Origin of the sequence: Microbacterium sp. NPDC056736 (genome assembly GCF_042790415.1) — a bacterium.
GTDB lineage: Bacteria > Actinomycetota > Actinomycetes > Actinomycetales > Microbacteriaceae > Microbacterium.
The window spans coordinates 336409-356690 of the sequence record NZ_JBHTZE010000002.1; the positions used below are offsets into that span (position 1 = coordinate 336409).

Consider the following 20282-nt stretch of genomic DNA (forward strand, 5'->3'; position numbering starts at 1 on the left):
CTCACGCGGCGAGGGCGTCCTTCACGGCGGCCAGCGCGGCCGGCAGGGAGGCGGCATCCGCTCCCCCGCCCTGCGCGACGTCGTCTCGGCCGCCTCCGCCGCCGCCGAGCACGCCCGCGGCGCCCTTGGCGAGAGCGCCCGCCTTGGCGCCCGCGGCGCGCGCGGCGTCGTTGGTCGCGACGATGACGACGGGGCGGTCGTTCACGACGGCGCCCAGTGCGACGACGGCGGCGTCCGATCCGAGGCGCTCGCGCACCTGGAGGGCGAGCGAGCGGACGTCGTCGGCCGACGCGGCGGTGCCGAGCGACTCGGCGACCACCAGGGTCTCACCGACGCGGGTCGCGGTGCCGGCGAGGGCGGGCAGGCGGTCCCCGAGCGCCTTGGCCTCGAAAGCCGCGATCTTCTTCTCGGCGGCCTTGAGGCTGGCCTGGAGCTCGGCGATGCGGGCGGGGAGCTGCTCGCGCGGCGCCTTGAGTGAGGAGGTGAGCTGCGAGACGAGCGCGCGCTCCGCGGCCAGCGACCGGAAGGCGTCGAGGCCGACCAGCGCCTCGACACGGCGGTTGGAGGCGCCGACAGACGATTCGCCCACGAGGCTGATGAGTCCGACCTCGGCGCTCGCCGACACGTGCGTGCCGGCGCACAGCTCGCGCGACCACGGGCCGCCGATGTCGACCATGCGCACCGTGTCGCCGTACTTCTCGCCGAACAGCGCCATCGCGCCCAGGGCCTTGGCCTCGTCCAGCGGGAGCACGCGCGTGGTCACCTCGAGGTTGTCCCGCACCGCGTTGTTGGCGATCTCCTCGATCTCGGACTTCGTCTGGTCGGACAGCGACTGGCCCCACGAGAAGTCGAAGCGCATGTAGCCGGCGCGGTTCAGCGAGCCGGCCTGCGTCGCGGTCTTGCCGAGCGTGTCGCGCAGGGCCGCGTGCACGAGGTGGGTCGCGGAGTGCGCCTGGCGGGCGGCGCGGCGGTTCGCGGCATCCACCACCGACGTGGCCGGCTGGCCGACGCCGACCTCTCCGGTGGAGACCTCGACGGTGTGGCTCACCAGGCCCGGCACGGGCTTCTGCACGTCGAGGACCTCGAGCTCGTAGCCCGGACCCACGATCACGCCCTTGTCGGCGACCTGTCCGCCCGACTCGGCGTACAGCGCCGTCTCGGCGAGGATGACCTCCGCGATCTGCCCGACGCTCGCGCGATCGACCGACGTGCCGTCGACGAGGATGCCGAGCACGCGCGACTCGGTCTCGAGGTCGGTGTACCCCGTGAAGACCGTCTCGCCCTGCGCGCGCAGATCGCGGTACACGCTGGTGTCGGCGAGCTGACGCTTGCGGGCGCGCGCATCGGCCTTGGCCCGCGCGCGCTGCTCCTGCATGAGGGTGTCGAACGCGGCCCGGTCGACGCTCAGGCCCGCCTCCTCGGCGATCTCGAGGGTGAGATCGATCGGGAAGCCGTAGGTGTCGTGCAGCAGGAACGCCTCATCGCCGGGGATGGAGGTCCCGCCGGCGGCCTTCGTCCCGGTCAGGGACTCCTCGAGGATCGCCTCACCCGCGGCGAGGGTGCGCAGGAAGGTGGCCTCCTCGGCGAGGGCGTACTGCGAGATGCGCGCCCAGTCCGTCTCGACGACGGGGTAGGCATCTTTCATGGCATCGCGCGAGGCCGCGAACAGCTCTGCGAACGTCGGCCCGTCGACGCCGAGCAGGCGCATCGAGCGGATGACCCGTCGCATCAGGCGGCGCAGGATGTAGCCGCGGCCGTCGTTGGACGGCGTGACGCCGTCCGACATGAGCATGAGGGACGAGCGGACGTGGTCGGCGACCACGCGGAAGCGCACGTCGTCGTCGTGGTTCGCGCCGTACGTGCGGCCCGACAGCGCCACCGCGCGGTCCAGGACCGGACGCACCTGGTCGGTCTCGTACATGTTGTCGACGCCCTGCTTGATGAACGCGATGCGCTCCAGGCCCATGCCGGTGTCGATGTTCTTGTTCGGCAGCTCCCCCACGACGTCGAAGTCGTACTTCGAGCGCACGTTGGTGATCTCGTACTGCATGAACACGAGGTTCCAGATCTCGACGTACCGGTCGTCATCGGTGGCGGGGCCGCCGTCGACGCCGTACGCGGGGCCGCGGTCGAAGAAGATCTCCGAGCAGGGGCCGGCGGGGCCGGGCAGCCCGGTGCTCCAGTAGTTGGTGTCCTTGCCCAGACGCTGGATCCGCTCCTCGGGCAGGCCGGTGAGCCGCAGCCACAGGTCGTGGGCCTCGTCGTCCTCCTCGTAGACGGTCACCCACAGGTCCTTCGGGTCGAAGCCCAGGCCGCCCTCCGCCTCGGCGCTCGTGAGGAGCTCCCACGCGTAGCGGATCGCGCCCTCCTTGAAGTAGTCGCCGAACGACCAGTTGCCCAGCATCTGGAAGAACGTGCCGTGCCGAGGGGTCTTGCCGACCTCCTCGATGTCGTTCGTGCGGATGCACTTCTGGTTGTCGGCGGCCCGCGGATAGGGCGCGGGCACGTCGCCCGACAGATACGGGATGAAGGGCACCATGCCGGCCACGGTGAACAGCAGCGCAGGGTCGTCGGTCACGAGCGAGGCCGACGGGACGATGGTGTGGCCGTTCTTCTCGAAGTAATCGAGGAAGCGCTGGGCGATCTCGGCGGTCTTCATGCGGGTCCTTGCTGATGCGTGCGGGGGCGTGCGTGAGGGAGAGGGTGTTTCGACGGTGTTCGGAGCCGGTGGCCGCGTGGCGGCCGGCGTCGTCAGTCCGCGATCTTGCGGGCGGCGGTCTGAGCCGAGTCGAGGACCTCGGATGCCGCGGCGGCGGCCGTGCCCGCGGCGTCGGCGGCGGCATCGCGCACGTCGTCGACGATCCCCGCGAACCGGGACTCCTGCTCGCGGTACGCGTCGCCGATGCGGTCGGTGAACTCCGTGATGCGGGCGTCGACCTCGGCGAGGATCTCGTGGCCACGCGGGTCCTTGTTGACCAGGTGCGCGAGGACGAATCCGCCGGCGATGCCGAACAGGAACCACAGGAGCTTCATGTCACCACTTCCTCGCGGGGCCGCCGGAGCGCGGCATCCTCCCATCGTATGCGGAAACGACGAAGGGCGCCGGGTTGCCCCGGCGCCCTTCGTGCGACCGTGTTACCGGGCCGCGTAGTACTCGACGACGAGCTGGACGTCGCAGACCACGGGGACCTCGGCACGCTTCGGGCGGCGCACCAGGCGGGCCTGGAGCTTGTCGAGCTCGACCTCGAGGTAGCCCGGGACCGGGGGCAGGACGTCGGCGTGACCGCCGGCGGCCGCCACCTGGAAGGGCTCGAGGCCCTCGCTCTTGCCCTTGACATGGATGAGCTGACCCGGCTTCACGCGGAACGACGGGCGGTCGACGAGCTGGCCGTCCACGAGGATGTGGCGGTGCACGACGAGCTGACGCGCCTGCGCGGTGGTGCGGGCGAAGCCGGCGCGGAGCACGAGGGCGTCCAGGCGCATCTCGAGCTGCTCGACCAGGTTCTCACCGGTCAGGCCCTGGGTGCGGCGGGCCTCGTTGAACTGGATGCGCAGCTGCTTCTCGCGGATGCCGTACTGCTCGCGCAGACGCTGCTTCTCGCGGAGACGGACGGCGTAGTCGCTGTCGGCCTTGCGCTTGGTGCGGCCGTGCTCGCCCGGAGCGTAGGGACGCTTCTCGAGGTAGCGGGCGGCCTTCGGGGTGAGCGCGACGCCGAGCGCGCGCGACAGACGGACCTTGCGGCGGTCCTGGGACTTCGTAGCCACGAAGTGTTCCTTTCGATGACGCTGCCGTGTCTTTCACGGCTCGCGGGCGTATCGCCCTGTCTTCGCCCTGTCCGGACTGCACGCCGGGGCATGCCGGCAGGTCGGTGAAGAAGAGAGGGGATGCCCGAAAACGGTGTTTCGAGCCGCTCAAGCCTACCAGAGGTCCGCCGGGCCCTTCATGAGAGGGCGACGACCAGCGTGGCGGCTGCGAGAGCGGCGCAGGCGGGGGTCATCGTGAGGCGCTCGGCCCGGCTGCGCGAGACCGCGTTCATGGCGATGCCGACGACGAAGTAACCGAAGAGCACCCAGGTGATCACCGCGACGGCGGGGCTGTCGCCGCCGGGCAGCGCGCCCGCCCGGCTGAGCAGCACGACAGCGAAGGCCGCGTACAGCACCACCGAGACGGCGCTGCCGATGCGCAGGCGACGCGGCAGCACACGATGGGCGCCGCCCCACACGAACCTTCCCCACGGTGCGCCTGCGGCCACGCAGGCCTGCAGCACCGCGAGCGCGCACAGGATCAGCGTGGCAACGGTGGCCGCGACGAGGGCGGGGGTCGGCGGCATCCCTATCTCCACACGAAGACGGCGATGAGGAAGATGGCGTACGCGATGCCCGCTGCGACGGCGAGCCCGTTCGACAGGCGGCCCCAGCGCGCGCGGACGGCCGCGATCGCGAAGGCGGCGGTCAGGAGGGCCCACACCAGCGTGTGGCCGCCGTCGACGACGGCCAGGCGCAGCCCCGTGGCCTCGGGAACCTCCACGCCGTCGCCGACGGTGGCGAAGACCACGGTCACCACCAGGGCGGCCGCGGACGCGAGTCCGAAGAGGGTCCGCGCGCGGGCGCGGGGCTTCGCGGTCATGGCAGCTTCTCCCCCATCTCGTCGATCCAGGCGCGCATCAGCGCGTGCGAGCGCAGGCCGTAGTCCAGCGTCGCGCGCTGGTACGCGAACAGCCGCTGGGTGGCGGGGTCGAGATCCCCCGTCCGCGCGTCCACCTCGACGGCGAGGGCTTCCAGCGCCCGCCGCGAGTCGTCGACGTGCTCGCGGATGGTGCGGAGGACGCCGGCGCGGTCCGACGCCGGCTCGAGCCTGCCGAGGAGGAACACCTTGGCGAGCACGGTCGTCTCGGCCTCCGTCCCCTGCGGGATGGGCGCCAGCATCCAGGCCCGCCACCGTCGGGTGCCCTCGTCGGTGATCCGGTGGACCTTTCGGCCGCGCCTGGTGCCGTCGGCCTCTTCGACCACCACTGCGCCGGCGGCGGTCAGGTGCTGCAGGGCGCGCTGGATGCTGCCGGAACTCGCGCTGTAGAACAGCGAGATCCCCGCGGCGAACCGCTTCTGGAGGTCGTAGAGCGACAGCGGCCCGCCGAGCAGCAGGCCGAGGATGACGAATTGCATGGGCGCCCCCGGGGTCGAACGCCACGATATCCCTTTGAGGGATATATATCTACCTCTGAGGGATATCGATCAGCTGCCGTCGAGGATGCGCCGGATCTTCTCGAGGCGCGCCTGCACGTCGCGCTCCGCGCCGAGCGCCTTGGGCTCGTAGTACCGGCGTCCGCGCAGCTCGTCCGGAAGGTACTGCTGCGGCGAGATGCCGATCTCGGCGTCGTGCGGGTAGACGTAGCCCTTGCCGTGACCGAGGCGCTTGGCGCCCGGATAGTGCGCGTCGCGCAGATGGACCGGGACCCGCCCGAAGCCGCCCGCGCGCACGTCGGCGATCGCCTTGTCGATCGCGAGGTAGGCGGCGTTGGACTTCGCCGTGGTCGCGAGGTACGCCGTCGCCTCTGCCAGCGGGATGCGGCCCTCCGGCATGCCGATGAACTGCACGGCATCCGCGGCTGCCACCGCGATCGGCAGCGCGTGCGGATCGGCCAGTCCGATGTCTTCGGCAGCGGAGATGATGAGCCTGCGGGCGATGAACCTGGGGTCCTCCCCCGCCTCGATCATGCGGGCGAGGTAGTGGATGGCGGCATCGACGTCCGAGCCGCGGATCGACTTGATGAACGCGCTGATGACGTCGTAGTGCTCGTCCCCCTGGCGGTCGTAGCGCAGCAGTGCCCGGTCGACGGCCTGCGACACCTGCTCGGTCGTGATCTCGGGGACCCCGGCCGCCTCGGCGTCGTCGGGATCGTCGTCGGGAACCGCGAGGGATGCCGCGGCCTCGAGCGCCGTCAGGGCTCGCCGCGCGTCCCCCGATGCCAGGCGCACGATCGCGTCGCGAGCCTCGTCGCCCAGCGCGACCGCGCCGGACAGTCCGCGCGGATCGGCCACCGCCCGGTCGAGCAGCATGCGCAGGTCGTCGTCGGTGAGCGGCTTGAGGGTGAGCAGGAGCGAGCGCGACAGCAGCGGGGAGATGACCGAGAACGAGGGGTTCTCGGTGGTCGCCGCGATGAGGACAACCCAGCCGTTCTCGACGCCGGGCAGCAGGGCGTCCTGCTGCGCCTTGGTGAAGCGGTGGATCTCATCGAGGAAGAGGATGGTCGACTGCCCGTACAGATCGCGTTGCGTCAGCGCCTCCTGCATCACCTCGCGCACGTCGCGCACGCCCGCCGTCACGGCGGACAGCTCGACGAACCGCCGGCCGGAGGAGCGCGCGATCGCCTGGGCGAGGGTCGTCTTGCCGGTGCCGGGCGGCCCCCACAGGATGACCGAGGTCGCGGCGCGCGCGGCCGCCTCGGGGTTCGCGAGCGTCACGAGCGGGGATCCCGCGCGCAGCAGGTGCGACTGACCGGCCACCTCGTCGAGCGAGGTCGGACGCATGCGGACCGCGAGAGGCGTGAGCCCCTGGAAGAGCGCGGTCGGACTGGTCACGCCTCCAGGCTATCCCGGTGCGCGGACGGCGGATCCGGGGCGTTTTGGCCGCCGCCGGGCGTGCCCCGTAGGATCAACCCGCCCGGGCGCGCCCCGGGAGCACCGCGCGGCCCGATCCGGTCCGGAGCGGACGACCGGGCCCTCCCCCGCGCGGGACGGCCGGCGACGAGGCGAACGAGGAGGTCCCGTGGCGACCGGTGGCAAGGATCGCGGCGCACGTGCCGAGAAGGAGCGCTCGCGGCTCTATCAGGCGCGTCGGCAGTTCCATGAGGACCAGGCCCGTCGCCGTCGCCGCGACAATCTCATCGCCGGCATCGCGGGAGGCGTGCTGGTGCTGGGACTCATCGCCGCGCAGACGGTCTATTTCGTGGCGGGGCCCGGAGCACCTGCCCCGTCCCCGACGTCGGTGACCACGCCCACGCCCTCGCCGACGGAGCCCACCCCGTCGTCGACGCCCGCGCCCACCACGACGCCCGAGCCGACGCCGAGCCCCACCGCGACGTCCTGACGAGGTCGATCTCCGAGGCGGCGAAGTCATCGGAGTCGGGGCATCCGCCGTACTAGGCTTTAGCCGTCCTACTCCCTACAGACGGCGCGAGCCGCGATGAGGTGCATCCCGTGACTGCCGCAGCAGACTTCCAGCCCGAGACCGACGCCCCCGAGAACACCGGGACCGGCGAGAACGAGAACCCCGCGACCGCGGAGGCGGCCGAGATCACGGCGGACGGGACGGATGCCGCGGCCGCGGCCGACGGCTCGCCCGACGAGGCCCCCGCGGACGCCGAGCCCGAGCAGACCCCCGAGTCGACGGACGACGCCGAGCCCGCGGTCGCCGACGCTGAGCCCGCGGTCGCCGACGCCGGGCCCGCCGCCGGCGCCGAGACGCCCGCTCCGGCGTCCGACGAGCCCTGGGGCCGCGTCGACGAGGACGGCACCGTCTCGGTTCGCGAGGCCGCCGGGTGGCGCGTCGTGGGCCAGTATCCCGACGGCTCCGCCGAGGAGGCCCTGGCGTACTTCGAGCGCAAGTACTCCGACCTCGCGAGCGAGGTGACGCTCCTCGAGGTGCGTCACCGCCGCGGCGGCGCGTCCGCATCCGACCTGCGCGCCACCGCCCGCACCATCAACGGCAAGCTCGACGGCGCCGCGGCGGTCGGCGACCTCGCGAGCCTCGCCGCCCGCGTGGCTGCTCTCACCGAGACCCTCGCCGCGGAGTCCGAGACCGAGGCCGTGGCGGCCCGCGCGGCCGTCGACGACGCCGTCAAGGCACGCACGGAGCTCGTCGAGAAGGCCGAGGCCCTCGCGGCGCGCGACCCCAAGACGGTGCAGTGGAAGCAGGCGAGCGCCGACCTCAACGCGCTGTTCGAGCAGTGGCAGTCGCAGCAGCAGAGCGGCCCCCGCCTGCCGAAGTCGACCGCGCAGCAGCTCTGGAAGCGATTCCGGGACGCCCGTGCGACGGTCGACAAGCACCGTCGTGCGTTCTACGCCGAGCTCGACGAGGCCCACAAGACCGTTCGCGACCGCAAGAGCCGTCTGGTCGAGAAGGCCGAGGCGCTGTCGTCCAAGGGCGAGGACGGCATCCCCGCCTACCGCGAGCTGCTGGACGAGTGGAAGACCGCCGGCCGGGCCGGCAAGAAGGTCGACGACGCGCTGTGGGCCCGGTTCAAGGCCGCCGGCGACGCCCTCTACGGCGCACGCGTGGAGCGCGAGGCGGCGGACGCCGAGGCATCCCGCGAGAAGATCGAGCTCAAGCGCGGTTTGCTCGAGGAGGCGAAGGCGGTCGGCGACGAGCGCGACATCGCCAAGGCGAGGTCGATCCTCACGGGCATCCAGCGCCGCTGGGACGAGATCGGACGGGTCTTCCCGCGCGACACCGAGCGCTCCCTCGACGACGAGCTCCGGCGCGTCGAGAACGCGCTGCGCACCCGCGAAGACGCCGACTGGAAGCGGAACGACCCCGAGCAGAAGGCGCGCGCCAACGACATGACGCGCCAGCTCACCGACGCGATCCAGAAGCTCGAGGACGAGGTGGAGGCGGCCAAAGCGACGGGCGACAAGCGCGCGATCGCGAAGGCGACCGAGGCGCTGGAGGCCCGCCGTTCGTGGCTGAAGGCACTGGGCGGCTGAGCCGACGCACGCACGGCCGGAGGGATTGACGCCGGTCGCGTTCTCCACAGCCCGGCCGATGCGGCGCCCGCGACGGCGGCGCGCTGCGGCACACTTCCCCCATGGGATCGCCGTTCCTCTACTTCACCGACGATCGCCTCTCGGAGGCCGAGCTCACGGCCGCCTGCCTCGACGGCGACCTCGTCGCACTCGGTGACGCGTACATCCCGGCCGACGCCGTCGAGACGGCGGCGCTGCGGGCGGGGTCGCTGACCCCGATACTCGGCGACACCCTCGCCGCCACCCACCTCACCGCCGCGTGGATCCACGGCGGGCTCCCGCTGCCGCCTGCCCGGCACACCGTCCAGCGGGCGGTGCCGCGGCGGCTGCACCTCGTCCCCGACCGCCGGCTGGTCTACCGCGACCTCGCCGTCGCGCCCGACGACCTCCAGCGCGTCGGCGGCGTCCTGGTGACGACGCCGGAGCGCACGCTCGCCGACCTCGCCCGGCTCGGCGACGGGCCTCACGTGCGGGCGGCGCGGCTGCTCGCCGCGGCCGCTCCGGCCCTCGTCCCCCTCGCGATCGCACGTCTGGAGGCCGGGACGCTCCCCCACAAGCGATCAGCCCTGGCGGTGCTCCAACGGATCCAGGCCGCGGATCAGGACGACGTGACGCGGTACACGTCGTAGACCGCGTCGATGCGCCGGACCGCGTTCAGCACGCGGTCGAGGTGGACGATGTCGCCCATCTCGAACACGAACCGGCTGAGGGCGAGCCGGTCGTTCGAGGTCGAGACGGTGGCCGAGAGGATGTTGACGTGGTGCTCGCTGAGCACGCGCGTGACATCGCTCAGCAGCCCGGAGCGGTCCAGCGCCTCGACCTGGATCTGCACCAGGAAGACGCTCTTGGTGGTCGGCGCCCACTCGACGTCGATCAGGCGCTCCTGGTCCGCCATCAGCGACTTCACGTTCGTGCAGTCGGTCCGATGCACCGAGACGCCGCTGCCGCGGGTCACGAAGCCGACGACCTCGTCTCCGGGGACCGGCGTGCAGCACTTGGCCAGCTTCACGAGGATGTCGGGGGCTCCGCGGACGAGGACGCCGGAGTCCCCGCCGCGCGGCGCGCGGGAGCGACCGACGACCGGCAGGTCGATCGGACCCGTCGTGGTGTCGTTGGCGGCGACGAGCGCGGTCACCTTCTCGATCACGGACTGCGTCGAGACGTGACCTTCGCCGACGGCGGCATACAGCGCGGAGACGTCCTCGTAGCGCAGTTGGTGGGCGACCTCGGTGAACGAGTCCTGACTCATCAGGCGCTGCAGCGGCAGGTTCTGCCGGCGCATCGCGCGGGCGATCGACTCCTTGCCCTGCTCGATCGCCTCCTCGCGGCGCTCCTTGGTGAACCAGCCGCGGATCTTGTTGCGCGCGCGGGTGCTCTTGACGAACCCGAGCCAGTCCTGGCTGGGGCCGGCGTCGGGGTTCTTGGAGGTGAACACCTCGACGACGTCACCGCTCTTGAGCTCGGACTCCAGCGGCACCAGGCGGCCGTTCACCTTCGCACCCATCGTGCGGTGGCCCACCTCGGTGTGCACGGCGTAGGCGAAGTCCACCGGGGTCGCGCCGGCCGGGAGGCCGATCACGCGCCCCTTCGGCGTGAAGACGTAGACCTCCTTCGCGCCGATCTCGAACCGCAGCGAGTCGAGGAACTCGCCCGGGTCGGCGGTCTCTGCCTGCCAGTCGGAGATGTGCGCGAGCCACGCCATGTCGGTGTCGACGGACTTGGCGTCCGTCTTGCCGCCGTTCATCTGCTCCTTGTACTTCCAGTGGGCGGCCACGCCGTACTCCGCCTGCTGATGCATCTCGTGCGTGCGGATCTGGATCTCGACGGTGCGCCCGCCCGGGCCGATCACCGTGGTGTGGAGCGACTGATACAGGTTGAACTTCGGCGTCGCGATGTAGTCCTTGAAGCGCCCGGACAGCGGCGTCCAGCGTGCGTGGATCGCACCGAGCACGGCGTAGCAGTCGCGGACGCTGCCCACGAGGACACGGATGCCGATGAGGTCGTAGATGTCGTCGAACTCGCGACCGCGCACGACCATCTTCTGGTACACCGAGTACAGCTGCTTGGGGCGGCCCATCACGCGGCCGCGGATGCGCAGCTCGCGGAGGTCGCTGTCGACCGCGGCGATCACGTTCTGCACGTACTGCTCGCGCTGCGGCGTGCGCTGCTTGACGAGGCTGTCGATCTCGGCGTACAGCTTCGGGTGCAGCACGGCGAACGAGAGGTCCTCGAGCTCGGACTTGATCGCCTGGATGCCGAGCCGGTGGGCCAGCGGCGCGTAGATCTCGAGCGTCTCAGTGGCCTTCTTGCGAGCTTTCTCCGGCGGGACGAAGCCCCAGGTGCGCGCGTTGTGCAGCCGGTCGGCGAGTTTGATGAGGAGTACGCGGATGTCGCGGGACATCGCGACGATCATCTTGCGGACGGTTTCGGCCTGGGCGCTCTCGCCGTACTTGACCTTGTCGAGCTTCGTGACCCCGTCCACGAGCATCGCGACCTCGTCGCCGAACTCGCTCGTGAGCATCTCGAGCGAGTAGTGCGTGTCCTCCACTGTGTCGTGGAGCAGGGCCGCCGCGATCGCACGCGGGCCGAGACCGAGGTCGGCGAGGATCTGGGCCACCGCGAGCGGATGCGTGATGTAGGGCTCGCCGCTCTGCCTCGCCTGGCCGGAGTGGGCGGACTCGGCGACCGAGTACGCGCGCTCGACGATCGACAGATCGCCCTTGGGGTGGTGCGTGCGCACCGTGCGCAGGAGCTGCTCGACGTCGTCGCGCCGTGCCGACCGCGAGAAGATGCGCGGCACGAGACGCCGAAGCGACGAGGACTGGGCGGGGGGAACGGTCTCGGTCATTCGAAACCCTCCCCTCCGCCGGACCTCACAATCCTACGCCCGCGCGTCGTGCGCTCAGGCCGGGGTGCCGGCCAGCTCGCGCGCCGTCACGACGCGCGCGTCGCGCGTCTTGATCGCCGGCTCGTTCTCACGCAGCAGCGAGTACAGCGGCGCGGCGACGAAGATGGTCGAGTACGCGGCCACGATCGTTCCCACGAAGATCGACAGCGACAGGTCTGTGAGCGTCTGCGCGCCGGCCCAGATGAGGCCGATGAACAGGATCGCACCCGTCGGCAGGATCGCCACGACGGTCGTGTTGATGGAGCGCACGAGCGTCTGGTTCACCGCGAGGTTGACCGACTCACCGAAGGTGCGCCCCGACACCTCTCCGTCCTCGCTGGTGTTCTCCCGGATCTTGTCGAACACGACCGTGGTGTCGTACAGGGCGTACGAGAGGATCGTCAGGAAGCCGATCACCGCGGCGGGCGAGATCTCGAACCCGAACAGCGCGTAGACGCCGATGGTGATGATGAGGACGTCGACGAGGCCGATGATCGCCGACACCGACATCTTCCACGTGCGGAAGTACAGCGCGAGGATGATGAAGGTCAGGGCCAGGAAGATCGCCAGTCCCCACAGCGACTGCCGCGTCACGTCGGCACCCCAGCTGGGGCCGATGAACGCGTAGCTCACCTCGCTCTCCGGAACGTCGTACGCCTCGGCGAGGGCGTCGGAGACCTCGCGGCTCTCGGCATCCGTCATCTGATCGGTCTGGACGCGGACGGCGTCCTCTCCGATCGTGACCACCTTCGTCGTCGCCTCGGGCACCACCGACAGCACGGCGTCGGTCGCCAGCGACTGGTCGACCGGCGACTGCACGCCGTTGACGGTGAACTGCGAGCCGCCGGTGAACTCGATCGAGAACTGGATCGGGCGGAACAGCGGCACGAGAACCGAGCCGAGGACGAGGAGCGCCGCGATGAGGAACCACAGGTTGCGGCGTCCGACGAAGGGGAACGACGTCTTGCCCGTGTAGAGGTCGTTGCCGAGCTGGCTCATGGAGCGCATCAGTCGTCTCCCTCCTTGACGGTCGTGCCCGGTCTGCTGTCGGCCGCGGCGAGCTCGGCCTGCTTGCGCTCGGCGATCGTCTGGCGGCGCACAGCCTCGCCGCGGGCCTTGACGGTGCGGCGTCCGGCGGCGCCGCCGGCGAGCACCGGCTCGCGGAACTGCGCGCGCCCGCGGTACACCGCGCCGAGCGCCGTCGGATCGAGCCCTGACAGCGGATGCCCCGACCCGAAGAACCTCGTGCGCACGAGCAGCTGCATCACGGGGTGCGTGAACAGGATGAAGATCAGGACGTCGATGGCCGTGGTGAGGCCGAGGGTGAAGGCGAAGCCCTTCACCGTCGAGTCCGCGAGGATGTAGAGCACCACTGCGGCGAGGATGTTGATCGACTTCGAGATGTAGATCGTGCGCTTCGCGCGTCCCCAGCCGTCCTCGACGGCCGCCGTGACCGACTTGCCGTCGCGCAGCTCGTCGCGGATGCGCTCGAAGTAGACGATGAAGGAGTCGGCCGTGAAGCCGATCGTCACGATGAGGCCCGCGACGCCGGCCAGCGAGAGGCGGAAGCCCATGCGCCACGCGAGGATGCACAGCGTGACGTAGGTGAGCACGGCCATGACCGCCAGCGAGGCGATGATGACGAACCCGAGCGCGCGGTAGACGATGAGCGAGTACAGCGCGACGAGCGCGAGACCGATGAGACCTGCGATGAGGCCGATCTGCAGCTGCTGCGAGCCGAGCGTCGCCGAGATGGAGTTGGAGCTCTCGACCGTGAAGCTCAGCGGCAGCGCGCCGTACTTGAGCTGGTCGGCGAGCACCTTGGCGGTCTCCTGGGTGAAGCTGCCGGTGATGCTCGGCTTGCCGTCGGTGATGACGCCGTTCATGGAGGGCGCCGAGAGCACGTACCCGTCCAGGACGAACGCGAACTGGTTCAGCGGCGCCTGGGCGCCGTACAGGCGCTGGCTGATCTCGCCGAAGATCTGGGTGCCCTCGCCGTCGAACTGCAGGTTGACCGCCCACAGCCCGTTCTGCTGCTGCAGGCCGAACGTCGCGTCGTCGATCGACGAGCCGTCGAGCTCGACCGGGCCCAGGATGTACTTGACCGTGCGGTCGGCGTCGCAGGTGATCAGCGGCTCGTCGGCCGGAGCGCTGGCCGGGTCGTTGGCCGGGTCGGAGCAGTCGTACGCGAGGAACTCGGCCTGCAGGGCCGGCGTGATCCACGCGGTGTCGCTGCCGTTGGTCGGCGAGGTCGTGGGCGTCGCCTGCAACGTGGGGTCGGGAGTCGGATACGGCGTGGCGTTGCCGTCCTCTCCGACGAACTCGGTGGCGGGGTCGCCTGCGTACAGCACGGCGCGCAGCTGGAGCTGCGCCGAGGCCTCGATCCGGTTGCGGGTCTCCTCGTCGGCCTGCCCGGGGATCTGCACGACGATCTGGTTGCCCGCCTGCGTGGTCACCTCGGCCTCGCCGACGCCGGAGGCGTCGACGCGCTGACGGATGATCGTGACGGCCTGCTCCATCTGCTCGGCCGACGGGTCGGCGCCGTCCTCGGTCTGGGCCTCGAGCACGATCTGGGTGCCGCCCTGGAGGTCCAGGGCGAGAGCGGGGGTCCACGAGCTCTGGCCGAACACGTACACGCCCAGGGCGTTGATGCCGAACAGGAGGGCCGTGATGGCGAGGAGGCCGGTCAGCGCGCGCCACGCATGCCGGACGGGAGTGGATGTCGCCACGTCTCTGCTTTCTTGGGATGCCCGAACGGGCGGAGGAGGGGCGTCAGCCCTGCGACTTGGTGCCGGGCTCGGTGTCGGGGTCGGCCTTCGTGTTGCCGGTGGCGGCCTGGTCGTCGCTGATCGAGCTGATGTCGCCGTTGGCGACGCCCTCGGCGTACTCGGCGTGGCTCTCCTCGGCCGCGAGGTACTCGTCCTCGCTGACGGCGCCGACGGTGGGGTTCACGATGCGCAGGATCGCCTGGCTGTGCACCTTGATCTGCACGCCCGGGGCCAGCTCGACGATGGCGGGCTGGTCGAGGTTGTCGGCGTCGTACGAGACGATCGTGCCGTACAGGCCGCCCTGCAGGAGCACCTCAGCGCCGGGGACGGTCTGGCGGGCCTTCTCCTCCTGCTCCAGCTTCTGCTTCTGCATCCGGCGGCGCGAGCTCCAGAACATGAAGACGAGGAGTCCGACCAGCAGGATGATGAGGCCGTAATTGCTCAGGAACGTAGCGAGGTCCATGGAGGCGGGAGCACCTTTCGGTTAAGGCGTGCGCGCCAGCGGCGGCACTGCCTTGCAGGAGGGGGTGGGCGAAAGCCTCCAGCGATTATAGGTCATCGAATCGGAGCGCCGAGTCTGCGAGGGGCACCCCCAGGTGGGCATACGCCTCCGGCATCGCGATGCGTCCGCGCGGTGTGCGGCCCATGAAGCCGATGCGGACCAGGTACGGCTCCACCACCGACTCGATCGTGTCGGGCTCCTCGCCCACCGCGACGGAGAGGGTGCCCAGGCCCACGGGACCGCCGCGGAACCGCCGCACGAGCGCGTCGAGGACGGCGCGGTCCAGGCGGTCCAGCCCGATGGCGTCGACGTCGTAGAGGTCCAGAGCGGCGTCGACGGTGGCGATGTCGGCGCCGCGACGGTTGCCGTGCACCACGAGGTAGTCGCGCACGCGACGCAGCAGGCGGTTGGCGATGCGCGGCGTCCCCCGGGACCGGCGGGCGATCTCGGCGCGGGCCGCCGGCGGCAGCGAGACGCCGAGCATGGCCGCCGAGCGCTCGATGACGCGCTCGAGCTCTTCCGGCTCGTAGTACTCCAGATGCGCGGTGAATCCGAAGCGGTCGCGCAGCGGATTGGGCAGCAGCCCCGACCGCGTCGTCGCGCCGACCAGCGTGAAGGGGGCGAGGTCGAGCGGGATGCTGGTCGCACCGGCGCCCTTGCCGACCATGATGTCGATGCGGAAGTCCTCCATCGCGAGGTACAGCATCTCCTCCGCCGAGCGCGCCATGCGGTGCACCTCGTCGATGAAGAGCACCTCTCCCGGCGTCAGGCTCGACAGCAGCGCCGCCAGGTCGCCGGCGTGCTGGATCGCCGGACCGCTGGACAGCCGCAGCGGCCGTTCGCTCTCGTGCGCGACGATCATCGCGAGCGTCGTCTTGCCGAGGCCCGGGGGTCCGGAGAGCAGGATGTGGTCGGCGGGGCGCTGCTGGATGCGCGCGGCGTCCAGCAGCAGCTGCATCTGACCGCGCACCTTCTGCTGTCCGACGAATTCGGCGAGCGAGCCGGGGCGCAGCGCGCCCTCGATCGCGAGCTCGGCCTCGTCGACCGGCTCGGTCGCCTCGCGCACCTCAGCCACCGACCGGCTCCTTCCGCGCGGGCCCGAGGGCCGCCAGGGTCAGCCGCAGCAGGGCGGGGACCGAGGAGCGGTCCCTGTCGGCGGCGTCGGCGGCGACGAGGTCCACCGCTTCTGCTGCCACGCGCTCCGACCACCCCAGCCCGACGAGCGCCTGCACCACCTGTGCCGGGATCGCCGCGGCGGCGCCTGCGCCGCCGGCGGGGCCGGCGGGCCTGGTGACGGCGATCTTCCCCGCCAGCTGCACCACGATGAGCTTCGCCGTCTTGGGGCCGATCCCCGACACGCGGCGGAACGGCGCGTCGTCGTCGGCGGCGACCGCGTCGGCGATCTGCGGGACGGTCAGGGTGGACAGCACCCCGAGCGCAGACTTCGGTCCGACGCCCGTGACGCCCAGCAGAAGCCCGAACACGCCCAGCTCTTCGCGGGACTCGAACCCGAACAGCGACAGCGCGTCCTCGCGGACGATCAGCGACGTGTGCAGCGTGAGGGTGTCGCCGACCTGCGTCATGCGCGCCACCTGCGGCGTCACGGCCACGTGGAGGCCGACTCCGCCGACCTCGACGACGACCGCGTCCGCGTCGACGTGCACGGCCGTGCCGCGGACTGAGGAGATCATGCTCCGAGCCTACGTTGCGGTTCGCACGTTTGTTCGAGCGACACGCTCGGCGGCGCACCGCTCACTTCCGGGCGAGGCGCTCGGCATCGGCCCATGCCCGCTGCGCCGGTGTGAGGGGCTCGGAGCGCGACCCGGTCGCGGGGGCTCCGCGCCACGCGTGGCAGAGCGCGAGGGCGAGCGCGTCGGCGGCGTCGGCGGGTCTCGGCAGCTCGTCGAGCCGCAGCACGCGCGCCACCATGGTCTGCACCTGCCGCTTGTCGGCGTTCCCGTACCCGGTGATCGCCGCCTTGACCTCCGACGGCGTGTGCGTCGCCGCCGCGAGTCCGCGTTCCCCGGCGACCAGGAGCGCGATGCCGCTCGCCTGCGCGGTGCCCATCACCGTGGCGCGGTTGTGCTGTGCGAACACGCGCTCCACCGCGACGACGTGGGGCTCGTGCGCGTCGAGCACCGCACGCAGACCCGTCGCGATCAGTGCGAGCCGCTCCTCGATCGGGGCGCTCGGGTCGGACCGCACGACGCCGACGTGCACGAGCGTCGCGGAGCGGTCGGGACGCACGTCGACGACGCCGACGCCGCAGCGCGTGAGGCCCGGGTCGATGCCGAGCACGCGCAGAGGACCACGGGAGGACGCCACTCCCCCACGTTAGGCCAGGCGGACGGATGCCCCGCCCAGGCGCGCCTGGGCGGGGCATCCGCAGCGATCGTCAGTCCTCGTCGTCCTCGAGCTCCGCCTGCACCTCGGGCGTGAGGTCGAAGTTGCTGTAGACGTTCTGCACGTCGTCGCTGTCCTCGAGGGCGTCGATGAGGCGGAAGACCTTGCGCGCCGTCTCGGCGTCCACCTCGACCTTGAGATTGGGGACGAACTCGACGTCGGCCGACTCGTAGTCGATGCCCGCCTCCTGCAGCGCGGTGCGCACCGTGACGAGGTCGGATGCCTCGGTGATGACCTCGAAGCCCTGGGCGTGGGGCTCGACCTCCTCCGCGCCGGCCTCCAGGACCGCCATCATGACGTCGTCCTCGGTGGTCGACTCGCCGCCGACGACGATCACGCCCTTGCGGGTGAAGTTGTACGCGACGCTCCCCGGGTCGGCGAGCGTCCCCCCGTTGCGGGTGAGCGCGGTGCGCACCTCGGCGGCCGCGCGGTTCTTGTTGTCGGTGAGGCACTCGATCAGGAGGGCGACGCCGGAGGGGCCGTACCCCTCGTACATGATCGAGGAGTACTCGACCGACTCCCCGCCGATGCCGGCGCCGCGCTTGATGGCGCGGTCGATGTTGTCCTTGGGGACCGACGTCTTCTTCGCCTTCAGCACGGCGTCGAACAGGGTCGGGTTGCCCGCCAGGTCGGGACCGCCGAGCTTCGCGGCGACCTCGATGTTCTTGATGAGCTTGGCCCACGACTTCGCACGGCGCGCGTCGATGACCGCCTTCTTGTGCTTGGTCGTCGCCCACTTGGAATGCCCGGACATGGTCCTCCTGAATCACGCTCGTCGGCGCCCGGCGCTTCGATCGCGGCGCCACGACGGACTAGTTTATCCCCGCGTCACAGGGCGAACTCGAACCCGAAACGCGACGACAGCAGCGCCACGAGGTCCCGCGGCACCTTCGTGAGATAGGCGGGGGCTGGGGCGAGCCTGTCCGCCGAGCCGATGAACGGGAAGTACACCGGGCCCTCGGTCAGCTGCTCGACCCGATCGCGGACGGCGACGATCTCGGCGCCCACGCGCCGCAGGCGGGGAAGGGTGATCGGCGAGGCGAGGCGCAGCGTGTCGCTGATGGGCATGCGCCAGTGGCGCAGCTCGTCGCCGCGCCGGGAACGGGTCTCCTCGCCGAGCGGGCCGAGCACGCGACCCCACGCGGCGATGCCGGGAACCGGCAGCGTGCGATCCCACACGAAGAGCGTGTCACCGGGCTCGGTGAACCCGACGAGCTCATGGGACCACTCGAAGCGGCGGTCGTCGGCCGCCTTCGGAGCCGTCAGCGCGTCGCCGACGACACCGCGCGACGGGGCGATCATCCAGTAGCGCTCCTCCGGGTGCTCGCGCCACCAGTCGTTGATCGTCATGGATCAGAATCTACCCCGCGAGGCGGATCCGGCCGGTCAGCCGACGCGATCGCGGACCATGTCGAGGAACAGCGCGTGGAAGCGCTGCTCCCCGCCGACCTCGGGGTGGAAGGACGTGCCCAGGAGCGCCCCCTGTCGGACGGCCACCACGCGTCCGTCGGCGAGCGCGGCCAGGCGCTCCACGCCCTCCCCCGCCTGCACCACGAGCGGCGCGCGGATGAACACCGCGTGCACCGGGGGGCGGCCGAGCACGGGGACGTCCAGATCCACCTCGAACGAGTCCACCTGGCTGCCGAAGGCGTTGCGGCGCACCGTCACGTCGAGGCCGCCGAAGGTCTGCTGACCCTCGATCCCGTCCGTGATCCGGTCGGCGAGGAGGATCAGGCCGGCGCAGGTCCCGTAGACGGGCATCCCCTCCGCGATCGCGGCGCGCACCGGGTCGCGCATCCCGAACGCGCGGGCGAGCTTGTCGATGACGCTCGACTCGCCGCCCGGGAGGACGAGGCCGTCCACCTGGGCGAGCTCCTCGGGGCGTCGGACCGTCGCGACCTCGGCCCCGAGGTCCGAGAGCACGCGCACGTGCTCACGGACGTCGCCCTGCAGCGCGAGGACGCCGACCCGGGGTCGCGGCCTCGTCACCAGCCGCGCTCGGCGAGCCGATGCGGCGCGGCGAGGTCGGCGACGTTGATGCCCACCATCGCCTCGCCGAGTCCGCGGGACACGTCGGCGATCACCGTGGGGTCGTCGTAGAAGGTGGTGGCCTTCACGATCGCCGCCGCGCGCTCGGCGGGGTTCCCCGACTTGAAGATCCCCGAGCCGACGAAGACGCCGTCGGCGCCCAGCTGCATCATCATCGCCGCGTCGGCGGGCGTGGCGACGCCCCCGGCGACGAAGAGGACGACGGGGAGCTTGCCCGTCTCGGCGATCTCGGCGACCAGCTCGTACGGCGCCTGGAGCTCCTTGGCCGCGACGTACAGCTCGTCCTTGGTCATCGACCGCAGGACGTTGATCTCCGAGCTGATCTTGCGGATGTGCTTGGTCGCCTCCGACACGTCTCCGGTGCCGGCCTCGCCCTTGGAGCGGATCATCGCCGCACCCTCGTTGATGCGGCGCAGCGCCTCGCCGAGGTTGGTCGCGCCGCACACGAACGGGACGGTGAACTTCCACTTGTCGATGTGGTTGACGTAGTCGGCGGGCGAAAGCACCTCGGACTCGTCGATGTAGTCCACGCCGAGCTCCTGCAGCACCTGCGCCTCGACGAAGTGGCCGATGCGGGCCTTGGCCATCACCGGGATCGAGACCGACGCGATGATGTCGTCGATGAGGTCGGGGTCGCTCATGCGGGCGACGCCTCCCTGCGCGCGGATGTCGGCCGGCACGCGCTCGAGCGCCATGACCGCGACGGCGCCCGCGTCCTCGGCGATCTTCGCCTGTTCGGCAGTGACGACGTCCATGATGACGCCGCCCTTGAGCATCTCGGCGAGTCCGCGCTTGACGCGGTCGGTTCCCGTGTCGGCAGTGGTCACGAGGGTTCCCTTCGTTCGGCGCGGTGCGCGCAGCGGTGAGGACAAATGCGGGTATTGGCCTAGGCCAAAAGATAGCATGAGCTGGGCCCTACACTCATCCGGAG

Annotated in this window: 21 protein-coding genes; 3 read left to right on the forward strand and 18 right to left on the reverse strand. The window is 71.1% G+C overall.

What is annotated here, in order from left to right; translation table 11 throughout:
- Nucleotide 1: 1 nt before the first annotated feature.
- The 7 genes from alaS to ACFRAL_RS06150 all read right to left on the reverse strand — a co-directional run bounded on the left by alaS (nucleotide 2) and on the right by ACFRAL_RS06150 (nucleotide 6528).
- Nucleotides 2-2659 carry an alanine--tRNA ligase gene (gene alaS, locus ACFRAL_RS06120; RefSeq protein ID WP_378880840.1) on the reverse strand — a complete coding sequence of 886 codons (2658 nt, stop codon included), beginning with the start codon at nucleotides 2657-2659 and terminating at the stop codon, nucleotides 2-4.
- A 92-nt stretch (nucleotides 2660-2751) separates the two neighbouring features.
- A complete protein-coding gene (locus ACFRAL_RS06125; RefSeq protein WP_336397994.1) occupies nucleotides 2752-3033 on the reverse strand; it encodes an ATPase in 282 nt (93 codons plus the stop codon).
- A gap of 102 nt (nucleotides 3034-3135) precedes the next feature.
- Complete coding sequence (gene rpsD, locus ACFRAL_RS06130) at nucleotides 3136-3765, reverse strand: 30S ribosomal protein S4 (protein WP_336397995.1); 630 nt, start codon at nucleotides 3763-3765, stop codon at nucleotides 3136-3138.
- 176 nt (nucleotides 3766-3941) lie between these two features.
- Nucleotides 3942-4331 carry a hypothetical protein gene (locus ACFRAL_RS06135; RefSeq protein ID WP_336397996.1) on the reverse strand — a complete coding sequence of 130 codons (390 nt, stop codon included), beginning with the start codon at nucleotides 4329-4331 and terminating at the stop codon, nucleotides 3942-3944.
- 2 nt (nucleotides 4332-4333) lie between these two features.
- The gene (locus ACFRAL_RS06140) at nucleotides 4334-4627 is read right to left on the reverse strand and encodes a hypothetical protein (protein WP_336397997.1); all 294 of its coding nucleotides are present in this window, start codon (nucleotides 4625-4627) and stop codon (nucleotides 4334-4336) included.
- The gene (locus tag ACFRAL_RS06145; RefSeq protein ID WP_378880845.1) at nucleotides 4624-5163 is read right to left on the reverse strand and encodes a PadR family transcriptional regulator; all 540 of its coding nucleotides are present in this window, start codon (nucleotides 5161-5163) and stop codon (nucleotides 4624-4626) included. Before ACFRAL_RS06145 ends, ACFRAL_RS06140 begins: the two co-directional genes overlap by 4 nt.
- Before the next feature lie 69 nt (nucleotides 5164-5232).
- On the reverse strand, nucleotides 5233-6528 hold the full coding sequence (locus ACFRAL_RS06150) for a replication-associated recombination protein A (RefSeq protein ID WP_378881300.1): 1296 nt from the start codon (nucleotides 6526-6528) through the stop codon (nucleotides 5233-5235).
- Between the two features lie 238 nt (nucleotides 6529-6766).
- On the opposite strand from ACFRAL_RS06150, the gene ACFRAL_RS06155 reads away from it, so the two are divergent.
- The 3 genes from ACFRAL_RS06155 (at nucleotide 6767) to ACFRAL_RS06165 (ending at nucleotide 9371) form a co-directional block, all read left to right on the forward strand.
- Complete coding sequence (locus ACFRAL_RS06155) at nucleotides 6767-7087, forward strand: dioxygenase (RefSeq protein WP_336398000.1); 321 nt, start codon at nucleotides 6767-6769, stop codon at nucleotides 7085-7087.
- 110 nt (nucleotides 7088-7197) lie between these two features.
- Complete coding sequence (locus ACFRAL_RS06160) at nucleotides 7198-8703, forward strand: DUF349 domain-containing protein (protein ID WP_378880848.1); 1506 nt, start codon at nucleotides 7198-7200, stop codon at nucleotides 8701-8703.
- Between the two features lie 101 nt (nucleotides 8704-8804).
- On the forward strand, nucleotides 8805-9371 hold the full coding sequence (locus ACFRAL_RS06165; protein WP_378880850.1) for a hypothetical protein: 567 nt from the start codon (nucleotides 8805-8807) through the stop codon (nucleotides 9369-9371).
- Here the strand turns inward: ACFRAL_RS06165 and ACFRAL_RS06170 are convergent.
- The 11 genes from ACFRAL_RS06170 to pdxS form a co-directional block, all read right to left on the reverse strand.
- Nucleotides 9341-11590: a bifunctional (p)ppGpp synthetase/guanosine-3',5'-bis(diphosphate) 3'-pyrophosphohydrolase gene (locus ACFRAL_RS06170; RefSeq protein WP_336398003.1), complete on the reverse strand. Its 2250-nt coding sequence runs from the start codon at nucleotides 11588-11590 to the stop codon at nucleotides 9341-9343. The two genes, ACFRAL_RS06165 and ACFRAL_RS06170, sit on opposite strands and share 31 nt — an antisense overlap.
- Nucleotides 11591-11644: 54 nt before the next feature.
- Entirely contained in the window at nucleotides 11645-12637 is a 993-nt protein-coding gene (gene secF / locus ACFRAL_RS06175; protein ID WP_336398004.1) for a protein translocase subunit SecF, read from the reverse strand.
- Entirely contained in the window at nucleotides 12637-14358 is a 1722-nt protein-coding gene (gene secD / locus ACFRAL_RS06180; protein ID WP_336398005.1) for a protein translocase subunit SecD, read from the reverse strand. Before secD ends, secF begins: the two co-directional genes overlap by 1 nt.
- 43 nt (nucleotides 14359-14401) lie before the next feature.
- The gene (yajC, locus tag ACFRAL_RS06185) at nucleotides 14402-14860 is read right to left on the reverse strand and encodes a preprotein translocase subunit YajC (protein ID WP_336398006.1); all 459 of its coding nucleotides are present in this window, start codon (nucleotides 14858-14860) and stop codon (nucleotides 14402-14404) included.
- 85 nt (nucleotides 14861-14945) lie between these two features.
- Nucleotides 14946-15974, reverse strand: coding sequence for a Holliday junction branch migration DNA helicase RuvB (gene ruvB / locus ACFRAL_RS06190; protein ID WP_336398007.1), 1029 nt, complete (start codon nucleotides 15972-15974; stop codon nucleotides 14946-14948).
- Nucleotides 15967-16590 (reverse strand): Holliday junction branch migration protein RuvA, encoded by a 624-nt coding sequence (gene ruvA, locus ACFRAL_RS06195; protein ID WP_378880855.1) that lies wholly within the window; start codon nucleotides 16588-16590, stop codon nucleotides 15967-15969. Before ruvA ends, ruvB begins: the two co-directional genes overlap by 8 nt.
- 61 nt (nucleotides 16591-16651) lie before the next feature.
- Nucleotides 16652-17224: a crossover junction endodeoxyribonuclease RuvC gene (gene ruvC, locus ACFRAL_RS06200; RefSeq protein WP_378880858.1), complete on the reverse strand. Its 573-nt coding sequence runs from the start codon at nucleotides 17222-17224 to the stop codon at nucleotides 16652-16654.
- A gap of 70 nt (nucleotides 17225-17294) precedes the next feature.
- Complete coding sequence (locus ACFRAL_RS06205; protein ID WP_336398010.1) at nucleotides 17295-18056, reverse strand: YebC/PmpR family DNA-binding transcriptional regulator; 762 nt, start codon at nucleotides 18054-18056, stop codon at nucleotides 17295-17297.
- A gap of 74 nt (nucleotides 18057-18130) precedes the next feature.
- Nucleotides 18131-18652, reverse strand: coding sequence for a hypothetical protein (locus ACFRAL_RS06210; protein ID WP_336398011.1), 522 nt, complete (start codon nucleotides 18650-18652; stop codon nucleotides 18131-18133).
- A 36-nt stretch (nucleotides 18653-18688) separates the two neighbouring features.
- Nucleotides 18689-19294, reverse strand: a complete 606-nt coding sequence (gene pdxT / locus ACFRAL_RS06215; RefSeq protein WP_378881303.1) for a pyridoxal 5'-phosphate synthase glutaminase subunit PdxT — start codon at nucleotides 19292-19294, stop codon at nucleotides 18689-18691.
- Entirely contained in the window at nucleotides 19288-20178 is an 891-nt protein-coding gene (gene pdxS / locus ACFRAL_RS06220; protein WP_336398012.1) for a pyridoxal 5'-phosphate synthase lyase subunit PdxS, read from the reverse strand. The genes pdxT and pdxS overlap by 7 nt, the downstream gene beginning before the upstream one ends.
- Nucleotides 20179-20282 lie beyond the last annotated feature (104 nt).

Excerpts from the sequence above, each read along its gene's own strand:
- ACFRAL_RS06135 (WP_336397996.1), bottom strand. The coding sequence starts at position 4,331 with ATGCCGCCGACCCCCGCCCTCGTCGCGGCCACCGTTGCCACGCTGATC.
- ACFRAL_RS06170 (WP_336398003.1), bottom strand. The coding sequence starts at position 11,590 with ATGACCGAGACCGTTCCCCCCGCCCAGTCCTCGTCGCTTCGGCGTCTC.
- ACFRAL_RS06125 (WP_336397994.1), bottom strand. The coding sequence starts at position 3,033 with ATGAAGCTCCTGTGGTTCCTGTTCGGCATCGCCGGCGGATTCGTCCTC.
- ACFRAL_RS06140 (WP_336397997.1), bottom strand. The coding sequence starts at position 4,627 with ATGACCGCGAAGCCCCGCGCCCGCGCGCGGACCCTCTTCGGACTCGCG.
- alaS (WP_378880840.1), bottom strand. The coding sequence starts at position 2,659 with ATGAAGACCGCCGAGATCGCCCAGCGCTTCCTCGATTACTTCGAGAAG.
- ACFRAL_RS06150 (WP_378881300.1), bottom strand. The coding sequence starts at position 6,528 with ATGCGTCCGACCTCGCTCGACGAGGTGGCCGGTCAGTCGCACCTGCTG.
- secF (WP_336398004.1), bottom strand. The coding sequence starts at position 12,637 with ATGCGCTCCATGAGCCAGCTCGGCAACGACCTCTACACGGGCAAGACG.
- ACFRAL_RS06145 (WP_378880845.1), bottom strand. The coding sequence starts at position 5,163 with ATGCAATTCGTCATCCTCGGCCTGCTGCTCGGCGGGCCGCTGTCGCTC.
- yajC (WP_336398006.1), bottom strand. The coding sequence starts at position 14,860 with ATGGACCTCGCTACGTTCCTGAGCAATTACGGCCTCATCATCCTGCTG.
- ruvA (WP_378880855.1), bottom strand. The coding sequence starts at position 16,590 with ATGATCTCCTCAGTCCGCGGCACGGCCGTGCACGTCGACGCGGACGCG.
- ACFRAL_RS06165 (WP_378880850.1), top strand. The coding sequence starts at position 8,805 with ATGGGATCGCCGTTCCTCTACTTCACCGACGATCGCCTCTCGGAGGCC.
- ACFRAL_RS06205 (WP_336398010.1), bottom strand. The coding sequence starts at position 18,056 with ATGTCCGGGCATTCCAAGTGGGCGACGACCAAGCACAAGAAGGCGGTC.
- ACFRAL_RS06210 (WP_336398011.1), bottom strand. The coding sequence starts at position 18,652 with ATGACGATCAACGACTGGTGGCGCGAGCACCCGGAGGAGCGCTACTGG.